This is a genomic window from Segatella asaccharophila (assembly GCF_054687055.1).
This window is the reverse complement of the sequence record NZ_BAACAN010000012.1, coordinates 60,203-76,913: the sequence shown is the minus strand read 5'-3', so window position 1 is coordinate 76,913 and position 16,711 is coordinate 60,203. Positions and strand designations below refer to the sequence as shown.

General features: G+C 41.7%; 8 protein-coding genes. 7 read left to right on the top strand and 1 reads right to left on the bottom strand.

The window, feature by feature from the left end:
- Positions 1-2,341, bottom strand: a 2,341-nt coding sequence (locus tag ACYRYG_RS08665) for a ligand-binding sensor domain-containing protein (protein ID WP_460198006.1), incomplete at its 3' end; no start/stop codon positions are given.
- A 300-nt stretch (positions 2,342-2,641) separates the two neighbouring features.
- Between ACYRYG_RS08665 and ACYRYG_RS08660 the strand changes: the two genes are divergently transcribed.
- From ACYRYG_RS08660 to ACYRYG_RS08630, 7 genes are all read left to right on the top strand, one after another.
- Positions 2,642-3,763, top strand: a complete 1,122-nt coding sequence (locus ACYRYG_RS08660) for a glycoside hydrolase family 43 protein (RefSeq protein ID WP_293424302.1) — start codon at positions 2,642-2,644, stop codon at positions 3,761-3,763.
- 394 nt (positions 3,764-4,157) lie between these two features.
- Entirely contained in the window at positions 4,158-7,283 is a 3,126-nt protein-coding gene (locus ACYRYG_RS08655; RefSeq protein ID WP_293424300.1) for a SusC/RagA family TonB-linked outer membrane protein, read from the top strand.
- A 23-nt stretch (positions 7,284-7,306) separates the two neighbouring features.
- Positions 7,307-9,247 (top strand): RagB/SusD family nutrient uptake outer membrane protein, encoded by a 1,941-nt coding sequence (locus tag ACYRYG_RS08650; RefSeq protein WP_293428346.1) that lies wholly within the window; start codon positions 7,307-7,309, stop codon positions 9,245-9,247.
- Between the two features lie 26 nt (positions 9,248-9,273).
- A complete protein-coding gene (locus ACYRYG_RS08645) occupies positions 9,274-12,276 on the top strand; it encodes a SusC/RagA family TonB-linked outer membrane protein (protein WP_293428344.1) in 3,003 nt (1,000 codons plus the stop codon).
- Between the two features lie 18 nt (positions 12,277-12,294).
- On the top strand, positions 12,295-13,992 hold the full coding sequence (locus ACYRYG_RS08640) for a RagB/SusD family nutrient uptake outer membrane protein (RefSeq protein ID WP_293424294.1): 1,698 nt from the start codon (positions 12,295-12,297) through the stop codon (positions 13,990-13,992).
- Positions 13,993-14,010: 18 nt separating this feature from the next.
- Positions 14,011-14,886 carry a discoidin domain-containing protein gene (locus ACYRYG_RS08635; RefSeq protein WP_293424292.1) on the top strand — a complete coding sequence of 292 codons (876 nt, stop codon included), beginning with the start codon at positions 14,011-14,013 and terminating at the stop codon, positions 14,884-14,886.
- A gap of 52 nt (positions 14,887-14,938) precedes the next feature.
- The gene (locus ACYRYG_RS08630; RefSeq protein ID WP_293428340.1) at positions 14,939-16,372 is read left to right on the top strand and encodes a BT_3987 domain-containing protein; all 1,434 of its coding nucleotides are present in this window, start codon (positions 14,939-14,941) and stop codon (positions 16,370-16,372) included.
- Positions 16,373-16,711: the final 339 nt, after the last annotated feature.

The window sequence follows — 16,711 nt, the reverse complement described above, 5'->3', positions numbered from 1 at the left end:
AGTGGTCAGCCGCACGCAGCCTCAGATGATAGGTGCCCCATGGCAGGTTCTGATAGATCGCCCGGTGGGCACCGTCACGGCAGTATTTCCAGTCTTTGTCATACCCTACCAGTTGATAGGCATATTTGTTCTGTTCTAAATCAGTATAGGAGAGCAGTGCAAACTCTACACCGAATTTCTTGACTGAAGCGGGAATGATGATTTCATGAGTGTAAGTAGGAGCGATCTTGGTGATCTTGGCTTGCATTGAAGAATCAAGTTGTGCATAGGATTCATTATCAATGAAAATATCTGTAATGATCAGATTGGATTTCCTGCCGGCAGGCCTGAGGGAGGGTTTGTTTGTCTGGAAGGAGAAGAAGCCTGTTCTTCCGCAGATGAAAATCTCATTTTTGTATTGGAAAGATGCATTAGGAGAGAAAAAAGCATCTTTGAGGCCATCTTCATCGGAGAAACTCATGATGTTAGGGATCTTTCCTTGATGAAAGGAGAGTCGTATAAGGGTATTCTCCGTGGTCAACCAGAGATGACCATAGTCATCCTCATTGATGGAGAACATGCGGTCACCATTGATGTGGTAGATATGATTCATCGGCTCAAAACAGTCTTTTTCTTTATTATATAGAAATAGTCCACCGCTGTTGGAAATGGCCCATAAACGGTTTTCCCGGTCTTGAAAGCAGGCCGTTGCATCGTCCACCGCATAATTGTGATGTTCTGGATTATACTGATGATATTTTAAAGTTCTTATCTTGTAAGGGTTCCCGCTTATCCGTATGATCCCTTCATTGTCTGTGGCCAGCCATATATTACCTTGGGAATCTTCGGTGATGTTCCGGACATCGCATTTAGAAAAATCAGTTGTTCCTTCATGTAGGTCCAGGTTTTTACCTTGATCATTCGGATAAACGATGCTGATGCCACTGCGTGTCCCTATCCAGATGATCTTGTCGCGGGATTCAAAAAGACTGGAAACGAAATTGTCAACGATATAGGGGGCATTTGTTCCTGTTAACTGTTTTACCTGCCCGTCAGTCCTTTTGATCAGGACGCCGAAACTGTTGCTGGCAAACCAGAGCTCACCATTATCCCTTCTGATAATGGATGATATTTCTGCCCCCATTATATCCTGAGAGAGGGATTCGAATCCCGGGATCTGATTCCTGAACAGACTTTCCCCTGTCTCTCGGTTATATAATACTAGCCCGTATGGATTCATGCCCAGCCAGAACCAGATGCCATCTGAGGTGTATATGGAAGTAAAGGAGTTGATGGCAAGAGGAAAATGAGTGATATTGAGATTCCAGAACTTGAATAAAGAAGGATGGGTGTTGATTTGAATAAGGCCGTGATTAAGTGTTCCAACACATACATTGCCAAAGTTGTCCTTTACAATATCATTGCTGAAATTCAGATTGTTTCCTTCCGCAGAGGTATAGTGCTGCCATCTCGCATCGGGGGTATTCAGTTTCAGTATACTGATTCCTTCTCTTGAACAGGCCCAGAGCGTATTATGAGCTGGCCCATCTATGATTTTATAAAAGGTATCAAAGTCATTTGTCCGGTACGGATACTGGTGTATTTCGGGCTGAATATAGTTTTCTGGCTTGTCAAGTCTTATGATGCCGTATCCCCATGTCCCAATCCAAAGCCGGTGGTACTGGTCAAAATGGAGTGCATAGGCAGAGTTTTGTGCATTCAGATCTGGATATTGATAAAAATGGTGGCTGCCTGGCCTGAATCGTATCAGACCGTGTCTCCAGGTTCCTATAAACAGATTCCCCTTGCCGTCTTCGGTAATAGATTTTACGCTGTAATTGGTGATCCTTGTTTCCTTTCTTCCTGCCTGGATCAGATATGTGTTGGCTTGATTATAGGTGTAGAACTTGTTTGTCCTTGGGATATAATAGGACAGTCCGCCATCCGTTCCGATCCATATCGTGCCATCGTGTGAACAGTAGATGGTATAAATGATGCGCTGGTTATCCTGAGGGAGATAATAGGTGTGGAACTTTCTGGTTCTTTTATCCATCCTTACCAGTCCGTTGCAGGTTCCTATCCACAGGCAGTTATGATGGTCTTCTGCAATACAGCGTATCTGGTTATTGGGTAATATACCGGGAGAAAAGGCATCCGATTTATACGTTTTAATAGTGTATCCGTCGTATACTTTCAGACCGGAATTTGTACCAAGCCACATCAATCCCAGTTTATCGAAGAAGATACACCGTAATTCATCAGATATAGAACTTCTTGTAGTCTGGGAGATCTGATAGGGAAAATTCTGAGCACTGCACAAACTGCTCATCAGACAGAATAGAAGTAAGATATATTTCCTCATGAATTAAGTTTTTGAGTAATATTTGTCACAAATGTAATCATAAAAATGCGTACAAACAAACGTTTTCACAACTTGTTCCATTAAAATAATGATTTGTTAATCTCTGATTTATCGATTTTGCCGACATTTGCCATACTAAAAATTAGACTTAATGATTACTTTTATTACTTAACAATACTTCTTGTGCACCTGCCCTTGGATGGTATAAAGTGGAACCGTACCGGAACTATGATAGGATACTCCTATAGGGAATAATGGGGAAGAGGTAATAATAAAGTGATAGATTTATTCTTGACAATCATGCAAAACAAACTATTTTTATTGATCATATTTCTCTCTGTGTTTCTCTCCATTCAGGCAAAGTTGAATGGAGAGATTCGCCCGGGGGAGGTCTGGATGGATAATAGAGGATTACCCATCAATGCACATGGGGGAGGTATTCTTAAATTTAAGGATACTTATTATTGGTTTGGTGAATATAAGTCTGACACAACCAGTGTGGCTATGGTAGGGGTTACTTGTTATAGTTCCAAGGATTTAACTCACTGGACTTATCGAGGTATAGCCTTGCCGGTATCTGATAAGAAGGGAAGTGATATTGAGAGAGGGTGCATACTGGAACGACCGAAGGTTATCTTTAATGCCAGAACGGGAAAGTTTGTCATGTGGTTTCATCTTGAACTGAAAGGTCATGGGTATGAGTCGGCACGTTATGGGGTAGCTGTTAGCAGTACGCCTGCAGGTCCATATCGTTTTGTCCGCTCGGCCCGTTCTTGCCCTGGGGTGTATCCTCAGAACTGGAAAGGGTGTCTGGATGATTCTGTCTGCCAGGCAGGACTTAAGATGAAATGGTGGACTCCGGAGTGGAAACAACTTATCCGGCAAGGACTTTTCTTGCAACGTGATTTAAAGCAGGGACAGATGGTCCGTGACCAGACGGTCTTTGTCGATGATGATGGCAAGGCTTATCATATCTTTGCTTCTGAAGATAATCTGACTTTGCAGATTGCTCAACTCACGGATGATTATCTGGATCATAATGGGATGTATTGGCGTGTTGATGCTGGTGGGCAGAACGAAGCTCCTACTGTGTTTAAAAGAGACGGTTTATACTGGATGATTACCAGTGGTTGTACGGGATGGGCACCTAATAAGGCTCGGATGTTCTGGGCAAAGAAGATTACAGGGCCTTGGACACAGGTGGATAGTCCTTGCCGTGGACCGAAGGCCGAAATCACTTTTGGCGGTCAGGGTACTTATGTCTTGAAGGTAAAAGGGGGAGAGAAACCTCTCTATATCTTTATGGCTGACATCTGGCGGCCAAAACATCCGAGTGATGCCCGATATGTATGGCTGCCAATTGATTTCAGAAAGGGTGTACCTGTTATTTCATGGGTTAATTCTTGGAAAATCTGTCAGTAATAATAGAGTGGGCTTTATGGTGTAATTTCTGACAGAAATTAAGATCATATTGTGCTGTTTGTCATAATTATAAGCTTAAAAACGTATAAGAATAAGTGTTTTCACGATTTGTTCTATTGAAATAATGATTTGTTTATCTCTCTTTTGAGAATATTGTGGATCTTTGCAGCGTTAACAAAACCTAAATCAGTTTTATATAAATAAAATCTGTTGACGGTAGTGAATAATTTATAGGTTACTAAATAGATATTTGTATCATGAAAAATATTCTATATAACAATGAAGAAGGGGGATATTAATGAAAAAACCTGCAACTATGTAAATCGCCAATTTGCATAAAAGCCTTGGCTGTGAGAAACAATAATGGATATTAATAACTTAAATTAACAATAAAATGAAGCACTATTCAAAGAATAGGATCTTTGGTACTTTCCTCTGCTCCGTAATTTGTTTATCTCCACCTTTCTTTTCGAAAGTAGATGCAAATACTGGGTATAGGATAAATACATTAGAGCAAAATCAGGTAAATCCAGTAAAAGGTGTTATTGTAGACAGTAATGGAGAAAGCATCATAGGTGCGACGGTACGGGTCGTAGGTTCGAAACAAGCGGCTGTTTCTGATGTTAATGGTAATTTCTCTATCGTTGCTTCTAAAGGATCGACGCTCCAAATCTCTTCAATAGGTTATAAAACAGTAAATATTAAGGTTACACAGTCTCTGTTACATATCGTTATGAGAGATAATGCTACTACGTTGAAAGATGTGCAAGTTGTGGCGTATGGCGTGCAGAAAAAGATAACGGTGACAGGGGCAATTTCGAGCATTAATGGATCAGACCTTTTAAAAACACCTACGGGATCTATTACGAATATGTTGGCTGGAGTCGTTCCTGGTTTGTCTTCAATCCAGTATTCTGGTGAACCGGGTGCTGATGCGGCTTCTGTCCTGGTCAGGGGCAAGGCTACTTGGGCCGATTCTTCTCCTTTAATTGAAGTAGATGGGGTGGAACGTGATTTCAATGAGATTGATCCGAATGAAATTGCCAGTATTACCGTGTTGAAAGATGCTTCGGCAACGGCTGTATTTGGTGTTCGGGGAGCAAATGGCGTTATCCTGATTACAACTAAACGAGGAAAAGAAGGCAAGGCTAAAATTTCGTTCTCTACTTCTGCCAGTATTATCTTTCCGACGGATATGCTGAAGTTAGCTGATTCGTACGACTATGCTACTTATTATAATCAGATGTTGAAGAATGATGCTGCTGATACAAAAGCTCCTTTCTCTGCTGCGATCTTGCAGAAATTCAAGGATCATTCTGATCCTATTCGTTTCCCGGATACAGACTGGATAAAATATTGTTTTAAAAATTCGGCTTTTCAGTCTCAACATAATGTTAATATTTCTGGGGGGACGGAAAAGGTCCGTTACTTCGTTTCTTTAGGGGCTTACACTCAGGACGGACTGTTCAAACAGTTGTCCTTGCCATACGATTTTGACTTCAAGTATCGCAGATTCAATTATCGTGCAAACTTAGACTTTACCGTCACTCCCTTGACCACGCTTTCTGTCAATATTGGTGGTCGGGTGGATAATAAGAATACTCCTTATTCTGGTGAAGATAATAACCAGTTGTTTCGTCATTTATATTGGGCTACACCATTTTCTTCTCCAGGTATCATCGATGGAAAATATGTAGTTTCTTCTATTGATTATCAGGACTATCAGTTGCCTTTCGTCGGTGCCAGTGGATTGGGTGCTTATTACGGAATGGGATATATGGCTGCAAGTACAAATACTCTGAATGCCGATGTTATTCTGAATCAGAAACTCGATTTTATTACTAAAGGCCTTTCCTTCAAGTTGAAAGGTTCTTATAATAGTGGATATACCGTTACTAAGCAGCGTGGTGCTTCTGTTGCTACTTATAATCCTATTCTTCAGTCAGATGGAACAATCGCCTATAGGAAGAATGGGACAGACTCACAGTTAGGCTATGCTGAATCTTTTGGAAAATCTAGGGACTGGTATATGGAAGCAAGCTTGAATTATAATAGGGATTTCGGATTCCATCATATCGGAGCTCTCCTGCTTTATAATCAGTCTAAGAAATATTATCCTGCCCAGTATTCTGATATACCTACGGGCTATGTAGGTCTTGTGGGTCGCCTGACTTATGATTATGCTAATAGATACATGGCTGAGTTTAATGCTGGTTATAATGGGTCAGAAAACTTTGCCCCGCATCATCGTTATGGATTCTTTCCTGCCTGGTCTGTCGGCTGGGTGGCTAGTGAAGAATCTTTCTTCAAGAGTTTGAAGAAAATTATTCCGTATTTGAAATTCCGGGCTTCCTGGGGTCTTGTAGGTAACGACAAAGTAGGTGGAGACCGCTTTATGTATACAGATGATCCTTATGGCTTGGGTGGCGGATATAATTTTGGTACGAATGTGCCGGGGAATAAATCTGGAGCCTATGAAGGAGCCAAACATAACAAGAATGTCAAATGGGAAACTTCTTTTAAACAGGATTATGGAATTGACGCCAACTTCCTGGATAATCATTTAAAGGCTACTTTTGATTATTATTACGAGAATCGTAAAGATATCTTGCTGCAGAACATGACCGCACCTGTTATCTTGGGTTTTACTTTACCTTATGCTAATCTGGGGAAAGTAAATAGCTGGGGATATGAAATTGCCTTAAAATGGAGAGATAACATAACGGATCATTTTACCTATTGGGTTGAGGGTAATCTTTCCTATAACCAGAATAAGATCATTGAGGAATATGAAGCACCTCAGAACTATCCGTATATGTACCAGAAGGGACATAGGATAGGCTCCCGGGATATTCTTAAATTCTGGGGATTCTATGATGAGACCGCAGATGCACGTTATTTCGCTCAGTACGGTCATCATATCGCTTCTCATTCTGGGGGACTGCTTCCGGGTGACTGTGTCTATGTGGACTTGAATAATGATGGTGTGATTGATGCTAATGATCGTTCTTATGGCCTTGGACATACGGATGACCCGGAATATATCGTTGGCTTCAATATTGGGTTTACCTGGAACAAACTGGATGTGGGTACTCAATGGACTGGTGCCTGGGATGTGAGCCGTATGCTGGACGAAACTTTCCGTCAACCATTGGGAGATACTGGGAACAAGGGACTACTGCAATATCAGTATGATCATACCTGGACCCCGGATAATCCTGATCCGGAGGCTAAATATCCTCGTGCTACAATGGCTCATGCATCTAATAACTACGCTGGATCTACATTATATGAGGTCAATTCCAGTTACCTTAGACTGAAGAGCATGGATATTGCCTATCACTTCGATTTTCCTTTTATGAAGAACTTGGGCATGAACCAATGTATATTGGCTTTGAGTGGATATAATCTCTTGACCTTTACTGGTTTTAAATGGGGTGATCCTGAATCCAGGACCAGTGACCGTCCTTCTTATCCTCTGACAAGGTCGTTCGCGTTGACGCTTAAACTCGGATTTTAATAATTAATAAGGAGGTTATAGTTATGAAACCAAAATATATATTAGCAAGTCTTCTTGGAGTGTTTTTCTTGATGATCACTTCAGGTTGTGTCGATGGAATTAAATTTGGTGATTCTTTCTTGGAAAAAGCTCCGGGGGGGGATGTTACCAAAGATACGATATTTAATAATCCTGAATATACTAGGGATTTTCTTTGGAATACTTATAGTATGTTGTATTATGGCCTGCCTTATTACTGGGATGGTGGTGTAGGCCAGAAAATGAATACGGGTATGTTCGAGACTTTGTCGGATTGCTGGCATAGTCATAACTCGTGGGATGAAGTAAACCGGGAATTTTATTCAGGTACTTATATTCCCGGGAATGCGGGTAAGTTTAATTATTGTGGAGAGAATGTGTGGCAGGCAGTCAGAGCGGCATATATCTTTCTGGAAAATGTGGATAAGACACCGGATATGAGTGATGCTGAGAAAACAAGATTGAAAGCTGAAGCCAAGTGCATCATCGCTTCCCGGTATTTCGACATGTTCCGTCACTATGGTGGCCTTCCTATTGCAAAACAATCTTATAATGGTACTGAAGGGACATACGAACTTCCACGTGCTACGGTGGAGGAAACGGTTAATTTTATGGTGGGGCTGCTTGATGAGGCTGCACCGGATCTTCCCTGGGTTCTTGACGAATCGGACCGCTCTAACTGGGATGGACGTTTTACCAGAGCTGCTGCAATGGGATTGAAGTGTAAGATCCTTGTCTTTGCTGCTTCTCCTCTATTTAATTCGGCTACACCATATTGCACTACGGGAAATCAGGAAGCAAATGAAAAGCACCAGACCTGGTATGGAGGTTATAAACCTGAATTATGGACTCAGTGCTTGAATGCTTGTAAAGATTTCTTTGATGCCGTCCAGCAGAATGGCTATTATCATCTTGTAGAGGCTGACGGAAATACTCCGGGACAATATCGTGCAGCTTTCCGTGAGGCTTATTCTGCTAGAGGAACTACTGAGATGCTGATCTCTACCCGCTATAAGTATCAGACTTATAAGGGGAATTGGGAAGACTGGAATTCTAAGTTTGTCTCGGAGTGGAATGCTTTCGGCGGTTATACTCCTACGGAAGACTATATGGAGATGTTCCCTTGGAAAGACGGACGGCCTTTTAATTTCGAACAGGAAGAGAAAGATAATAATCTTGATAATATGTTTGAAGATAAAGATGGTAACTTGACTCGTGATCCAAGGTTATATGAGACAATGATCGTGAATAATATGCGCCATAGTCTGAATGACAATGGAAACATGAGTGGCCGCTGTGAGGAACTCTGGGTAAATGGACGCGAGTGTGGAAATGGCCCTCAGACGGAATCAGGACAGTATGCGACTGGATTTGCCAATAATAAATTTTACATGAATAAAGACGATGCAAAGGGAAGGGTTAATTGCTGGCCTTATCTTCGTCTTTCTGAAATGTATCTGATCTATGCTGAGGCATTGGCACAGACTGGAGATTATGAAGATGCAATCAAACAGGTGGATATTGTCAGGGCCCGTGTCGGCCTGAAGGGATTGAAGGAAAGTATGCCTGATAAGAATTTCGATGACAAGAATACGCTGATCGATGCAATCATGAACGAGAGGGCCTGTGAACTCGGACTGGAGGATACCCGCTTCTTCGATATGATCCGTTACCGTCGTGCTGACTTGTTTGAGAAAAAGTTACATGGCTTGCGGATCTATCGCCAAAAAGATGGTAAAGATTATAATTATTCTTATTCAGATAAGGTAGCTGGACAAGAGGGCTGGCAGGCTACTCAGCCTTTCCATTTCAGATATGAGAAATATGTCTTGGGTAATGTTGCCCGTGTCTGGTGGACTCATTTTGACCCTAAATGGTACTTGTCTGCATTCCCACCAACAGAAATCAATAAGGGATATGGACTTACACAGAATCCTGGATGGTGATAATCAATGTTTATAAACGAATAGATATGAAACGATATATATTATTAGTGATCGCTTTTGCCTTAGGCATTGGGGGCTATGCCCAGGAAAAAAGTGAAAATATCAGTGGCATTGTTGTTGATAAGTTTGGCAATCCTGTTTCTGGTGCTTTGATAGAACTTAGAAATAGTCCAGATGCAAAAACTTATACGGACCAGCAAGGTAAATTCAGCATACTGGCTGACAAGGATGCACAACTTTTTGTCGATGCTCCGGATCAGTCGGAGAAAACCATTACACTTACAGGGAGTAAGGATGTCAGAATTGTAATGGATTATGCTTCCAGACCGGTTAATATTGGCTTTGGCATCCGGCAGAATGTAGAGGAGTCCACAATGTCCGTAGCAAGTGCCTCAAATGATGAGTTTAATAACCGCTCTGCAAAGAATATTGGCAACTCTCTGTTTGGACATGTGCTGGGTTTAACTACCCTGCAGGGAACAGGTGAGTATTCGGCATACGAGCCTACTTTCTTCGTGAGAGGCTTGCAGACTCTTGCCGGGAATAATCCGTTGATCCTTGTGGACGGAATAGAACGGAATATTTCTTACATTACTCCTGAGGAGGTGGAAAATGTCATTGTCCTCAAGGATGCTCCGGCGGTTGCTCTTTATGGGTATAAGGGCGCGAATGGTGTTGTCAACATCATCACAAAGCGGGGCAAATATAAAAGTAATGAAATTCATTTCAGCTATGATCATGCCTTCAATTGGGAGGAGAGACGCCCGAAATTCGTTGATGCTTACACTTACGCAAGTGCCATGAATGAGGCTTTAACTAATGATGGTAATGCTGTTAAATATTCCCCTCTGGAACTTGATGCATTCAAAACGGGCAAATATCCTTTCCTGTATCCTAACGTGAACTGGATTGACGAGGCTTTCAAGAATTTGGGGGGCAGCAATATTTATGACTTGTCTTTCAGGGGCGGTGGAGAACACATGCGGTATTATTCATTGATGAATCTACAAGATAATAATGGCTTTATCGCACATCCTAATATGAATAGCGGATATTCTACTCAGAACAAGTATTCAAAGGCTAATCTTCGCTTTAACCTGGATATAGATTTGACGAATACTACAAGTGTACAGGTTAACTTGGATGGAGTACTTCTGGAAACACTTCGCCCTGGCCTGAGCAGTGATGGCTTATGGGATAAAATCTATACCGTTCCGGCAGCTGCCTTTCCTGTCAAGACAGAAAGTGGATTATGGGGCGGAAATGCAACCTGGGACGGCTATTCTAATCCGGTCGCTCTGACGGAAGGCCGGGCTTATAGTAAGGCTCATACCCGGGCTTTGTTCGGGGATATGACCCTGAAACAGAATCTATCGTCACTTACTCAAGGTTTATCCGTGTGGACGAGACTGGCTTATGACAATATCGCTGCTTATTGGGAGAACCATACAAAATCGTATAGATATGGAAGTGATGCGGTTTCTGAATGGACTAATGGGGAACCTTCGGCTTTTACTCATTATACGGGTGGAAATGATTCTTCTTTAGGTACGGACAGCAAACTGGACTGGCAGAATAAAAACTTTAATTTTGGCTTTGGTACTAATTATGACCGTACTTTCGGTAACCATGCGATTTCTTCTGTCTTGATGTGGAATTATGAGTATAGAAATAGTAATGGACAGAACAATACTTGGTATCGTACTTCTGCTTCTTGGTATAATCATTATGGATATAAAGGAAGGTATTTCGCAGATTTGTCTCTTACTATGGCGGGCTCTAACAAACTCGCTCCTGGACATCGCTGGGCTTTCTCTCCTGCTGTTTCTGCTGCCTGGGTGATCTCGAAAGAGAAATTTATGAGAAATATGAGTTTCGTAGACCTGCTCAAACTGCGTGCTTCGTGGGGAATTATCAATGTCGATAATATTCCTGCTGAAGGATATTGGGAACAAACTTATGGCGGTGGAAATGGCTATAATCTCGGTGGTAATTATGATTGGGATGGAGGTTGGACAAGGGGACGCCTAGCTTCGACTGACGTTACTCACGAGCGTAGTACAAAATATAATGTAGGTGTAGATGCTACTCTCTTTAAAGGCCTTGACATTACGATGGATGGGTATTATCAGCGTCGTAGTGATATATGGGTGTCTGCAAGTGGCAGGAATTCTTCCGTCTTGGGATCTGAAAGTCCTTATGTCAATGGGGGTGTAGTAGATAGTTATGGATTCGAGATGGGATTGAATTATACCAAAATGATCGGCAGGGACTTTATCTTTAATGGTGGTGCAAACTATACATTATCTAAGGATAAGATAAAGAATGAACTGGAGGAACCTCATGCTTATAGCTATCTGGATCAGACAAATCATCCTGTCGGCCAGATCTTTGGCCTTCAGGCTATTGGGTTCTTTAAGGACCAGGCGGATATTGATCATAGCCCCGTCCAGCAGTTTTCTGATGTCAAGCCAGGTGACATTAAGTATAAGGATCAAAATGGGGATGGCGTCATCAATGAGGAAGATGTTGTGAAAATGGGCTATAATACTACTTGTCCTGAGATCTATTTCTCTTTTCATTTAGGTGCTGAATATAAAGGTATCGGCTTAGATGCAGATTTCCAGGGCGTAGGCAACTATACAGCCATCTTGAATACCAAGTCTCTTTATTGGCCGCTGATCAACAATACGAATATCAGCAAGTATTATTATGATAACCGTTGGACACCGGAACATACGAATGCTAAATTCCCACGTCTTACAGCAGAAAGTAATGCCAATAACTTCCGTACAAATTCAATATGGTTGGAAGACCGTTCTTTCTTGAAATTGAGAAATTTGGAGGTCTATTATAAATTTCCGAAGTCCATTTTAGCTTCAACTAAGTTTATTAGTACGGCGAAACTTTATGTGCGGGGCGTTGATCTTTTGTGTCTTGATCATATTAAAAAGGCTGATCCGGAACAGTATGGGGCTGACTATCCTTTAAACCGTTCTCTGGTGGTAGGGCTTGCTCTTGGTTTTTAATCATTAATGGAAAAAACAATGAAAAAGACATTTATTATTGCAATCATCGGTTTTATAGCCTTTTCTTCCTGTAGCAACGAACTGGATTATAAGGAATATAATAATTACGATAAACAGTATGTGTTTACAAATTTTGATAACACGGTTGGTTTTGTGACGGACATCTATGGACGGATGGATTATGATTTCGGCACTTATGGCAATGGAATGCTCGCTTCTGCTTGCGATGAGGCTGAATATGCATGGCGTTCCGGTAGTGTGAATGATTTTACGGATGGTGCCTGGAGCCCTACGAATTCAAAGGATAATATCTGGAATGACAGTTATGCTGCCATCCAGAAGGCTAATTTATATCTGAGTGAATGTGGAAGCTGTGATTTTTCTCAGTATCGTTTTGATAAGGACTATACTGCTCAGATGGCTCGTTTTAAAAGATTGAAATTTGAGGTTCGTTTCCTTCGTGCTTATTTCTATTTTAACCTGGTAAGACAGTATGGCGATGTGCCTTTTTCTACTCAAGTCCTTTCTGAGAAGGAGGCGAATAATCTGCCCCGTACGTCGTATAATGATGTGTTTGATTTCATCGTGAAGGAATGTGATGAGATTTGTGACAGTCTGCCGGCAGATTATTCCCAGTTGGGGGATGATGCTGCTGCAAATGAAACGGGCAGGGTTAACAAATTGGCTGTGTTAGCTCTGAAAGCGAGAACTTTACTCTACTGGGCTAGTCCGCTCTTTAATACAAAAAATGATAATGAACTCTGGCATCGTGCTGCATTGTCCAGTAAAGCGGTTTTAGATTCCTGTGCAAAGTATAATGTGCATCTTGGCAAATATGCTGACTTGTGGGGTACGGATAACTGGAAGGCTTCTGAGATTATCTTTGCTCGCCGGGTAGGTGACTTGAACTACTTGGAAGCAAATAATTTTCCTGTGGGAGTAGAGGGTGGTCATTCTGGTAATTGTCCTACACAAACACTTGTTGATGCATACGAAATGAAGAGCACTGGAAAACTGTGGAATGAGGAGGGAAGTGGATATAATCCTGCAAAACCTTATGATAATCGTGATCCGCGGCTGGCTATGACGATTGCCGTAAATGGCGAGAAAAACTGGCCTACCTATAATACTTCTGAGTTGCAGACTTACTATGGAGGGGTGAATGGGGAACCGATCGCAGGTGCTACACCAACTGGCTATTATCTGAAAAAATATCTGGACCCTACGGTCAATGTCTCTGCAACGAATTCCAATACAAAACGTCATTCCTGGATTACTTTCCGATTGGGTGAGTTCTATCTGGACTATGCTGAAGCGGTGTTCCACTATTTAGGTAGTGCGGATGCTACAAGTGCTGAGTTTCCTTTGTCTGCCAGAGAAGCTGTCAATATCATCCGGGGGAGAAGTGATGTGATGATGCCTCCATTGCCTACAGGACTTTCTAATGACGAATTCTGGAAGAAGTATGAGGATGAGCGTATGGTAGAGTTGGCTTTTGAAGATCATCGTTTTTATGATGTCAGACGGTGGAAGGAAGGAAATCAACTGGCTTCTATCATAGAAATGCATATCACGAAGAATGCTGACGGCAGTTTTTCTTATAGCAGACAGACGGTTAAAAGAAACTGGAATGATAAAATGTATTTCTTCCCGATTCCTGAATCTGAGATCCTGAAGCATAAGAATGTAAATTTCCCGCAAAATCCGGGTTGGTAATAGTAAAAAACAGAATATATGAAAATAAATAAGGTGTTATTGTCATTGGTCGTTTTTGCATCGCTTTTTTCAGCTTGTGATGATAAAATAGATCATTTCGAATATGAAGGATATACGCAGAAGGCACAGACTGTTGACGTGTCTAAATTATCGTATGATTCTCTGCCTGGGAGCATCAAATTGAGGTGGGATACTACCGGGATCAAGTATGAATATATGAAGGTTTCCTATATAGATCCCTCCGATCAGAAAACGGTTACGGCGGTTGTATCTAAATACTGTGACTCCCTTCTTGTAGAAAACACGTTAAGGAAATATGGTGACTATGATTTCTCTTTCCAGGCTTTCAATTCTTTGAATAAGGGTGGCTCCATCGTTACTTTTAAGGCTCGTTCTGGAAGAGCGCCGGCTATCATTACGGTTAATAAAACAAAGGTGAATCTTACGGTTGACCAGCTAAGCACAAATGATCAGGAACCTTCAGAGGGACCTATAGGCAATCTGATAGATAATAATCCGAACACATTCTTCCATACTCGCTGGAGCTCTCCACAAAAACCTTTGCCTCAGTATATCCAGATCGATTTTAAAGAAGATCATGAAGATTTTGCTATCTGGTATAAGAATCGTAATGGCTCTCAAGTAGGTCCGCAAAGTTTTGACTTACAGATCAGCCAGGATGGAAATCAATGGGAAACGGTAAAGACAGTAAACTCGGGATTGCCTTCTGCAAGTGGGGCTGAATATACTTCTGATGTCGTCCAGCCTGGTAAAAAGTTTAGATACTTCCGCCTTAATGTGACTAAGACTTTCGGTGATCGTAATTATTTTAATATGGCTGAACTTGCTTTTTATGATGCTCAGGTCCTGGTCAATGATCCGGAAGCTAAGTAGACTTTATGATTTAAAATATTTGAATGAAAAAGCAGTTTAAATCTTGATTGCAATGAAAACAAATAGAATGAAATACCTGGCTTTTCTGCTCGTTGCCTCTCTCGTTGCAGTTACCAGTTGTAGTGAAAATGATAGCCGCGCCGGTGTAAATATTGGCCAATACAAGTGGCTGGCCCTTTATCAGTCTCGGCAGGTATGGGATGGTCATCAGAATAATATGAGTATGGCCTTGAATGAGGATGATGATAAGGATACTACCTTCACGGTCAATACCTCTCTTTATATGAATCAGAAAGCAGACCAGGACTGTAAGGCAGAACTTGTCGTCGATAGTGATTCCTTGGCTAAGGCAATTAACCTGTCTTCTTCTGGCGGACTCTATGCTTGTTACACGCACTCCGTTCTGATGCCTAAAAATGCCTATTCTTTGTCTTCTGGTGATATAGTGCTAAAAGCGGGAGAGAAAAAATCGGATGCGGTGACGGTGACTATCCATCGTGACCAACTTCTTACGGATCCGATTCGTAATGATATTTCGGATGTGACTTTTGTGCTTCCTTTATCTTTGCGCAATTCTTCTGTCTATAAAATTAATGATAAAGTGAGCACGTTGATGCTTTTTGTTACTATGCCGGCACTTGACCCTACCCAACCGGATAAAACAACTCCTCCCAAAGAACTTGATGGCATGAAACTGGTATGGGATGATGAATTTAATGGAACAGGAAATCCTGATGATACAAAATGGCATTTTGAAACGGGTTTCCAGCGGAATCATGAGGACCAGTGGTATCAGAAGGATAATGCTTATCTTGATGGCAAGGGTGCTTGTGTCATTGAGGGACGTAAAGAGAGAGTCCAGAATCCTAATTATCAGGCTGGAAGCTCCGACTGGAAGAAGAACCGCGAGTATGCAGAGTATACGAGTGCTTCCATGCAGAGCAAATATACTTATAAGTATGGAAAAGTAATCGTCAGAGCAAAGATCCCAACGGCAAGTGGCTCATGGCCGGCTATCTGGCAGGTGGGCAACACTTGGGAATGGCCTCTCGGGGGTGAAATTGATATTCTGGAATCTTATCCTTCCAATGGGCAACCGGCCATACATGCTAATTATTGCTGGGGATCAGATTGGAGATGGTCCGGTAATTGGCAGTCGGTGGTCAAACCTTTGTCCTATTTCACGGATCAGGACAAGGATTGGGTAAAGAAGTATCATGTGTGGACTCTTGACTGGAATGAAAGTACATTGAAGATCTCTGTTGATGGGGAACTGATCAATGAGATCAGTACGTCCAAGACCTTTAACGGCAGTGGCGGTGGTGCGCCGAGTGGTGGCTATCAGAATCCCTTCAGCAATGATGTCAGTAATTTTGGTGATCTGATCTGGCTGAATCTTGCCCTGGGAGGTGATAATGGCGGAAAGATTGATGACAGTGCCTTCCCGATGAGATACTATATTGACTATGTCAGGGTGTATCAATAAATGGGGTTTTGCCGTAACTCTCAGGAAAATCTTGTTTGATCTGCAAGGCTTATTCCTTTAATAATCCTGATAGATCAAATGGATAGTTGGATGCTTCATGGTCTTTGTTATACAAGAAACAAAGAAATGAGGCATCCAATTTATGAGGTCTCTCTACTCGTGTGTCTCTCTTTATGATGAGGTGAAAGGATAATTCATGGAAACAGGGATAGGTGTATCTTGTCTTTTAAGATAAATTATCCTTCGGAAGATTTAACCTGATACTACTGCAAAATTCTGTGAAAATTGTTTTTTCACGATTTGTTCTATTAATATAATGATTTGTTTACTCCTGTCTTA

What these genes read in the sequence shown, in the direction of transcription:
- ACYRYG_RS08660 (WP_293424302.1), top strand. Translation starts at nt 2,642, where the DNA reads ATGCAAAACAAACTATTTTTATTGATCATATTTCTCTCTGTGTTTCTC.
- ACYRYG_RS08655 (WP_293424300.1), top strand. Translation starts at nt 4,158, where the DNA reads ATGAAGCACTATTCAAAGAATAGGATCTTTGGTACTTTCCTCTGCTCC.
- ACYRYG_RS08650 (WP_293428346.1), top strand. Translation starts at nt 7,307, where the DNA reads ATGAAACCAAAATATATATTAGCAAGTCTTCTTGGAGTGTTTTTCTTG.
- ACYRYG_RS08645 (WP_293428344.1), top strand. Translation starts at nt 9,274, where the DNA reads ATGAAACGATATATATTATTAGTGATCGCTTTTGCCTTAGGCATTGGG.
- ACYRYG_RS08640 (WP_293424294.1), top strand. Translation starts at nt 12,295, where the DNA reads ATGAAAAAGACATTTATTATTGCAATCATCGGTTTTATAGCCTTTTCT.
- ACYRYG_RS08635 (WP_293424292.1), top strand. Translation starts at nt 14,011, where the DNA reads ATGAAAATAAATAAGGTGTTATTGTCATTGGTCGTTTTTGCATCGCTT.
- ACYRYG_RS08630 (WP_293428340.1), top strand. Translation starts at nt 14,939, where the DNA reads ATGAAAACAAATAGAATGAAATACCTGGCTTTTCTGCTCGTTGCCTCT.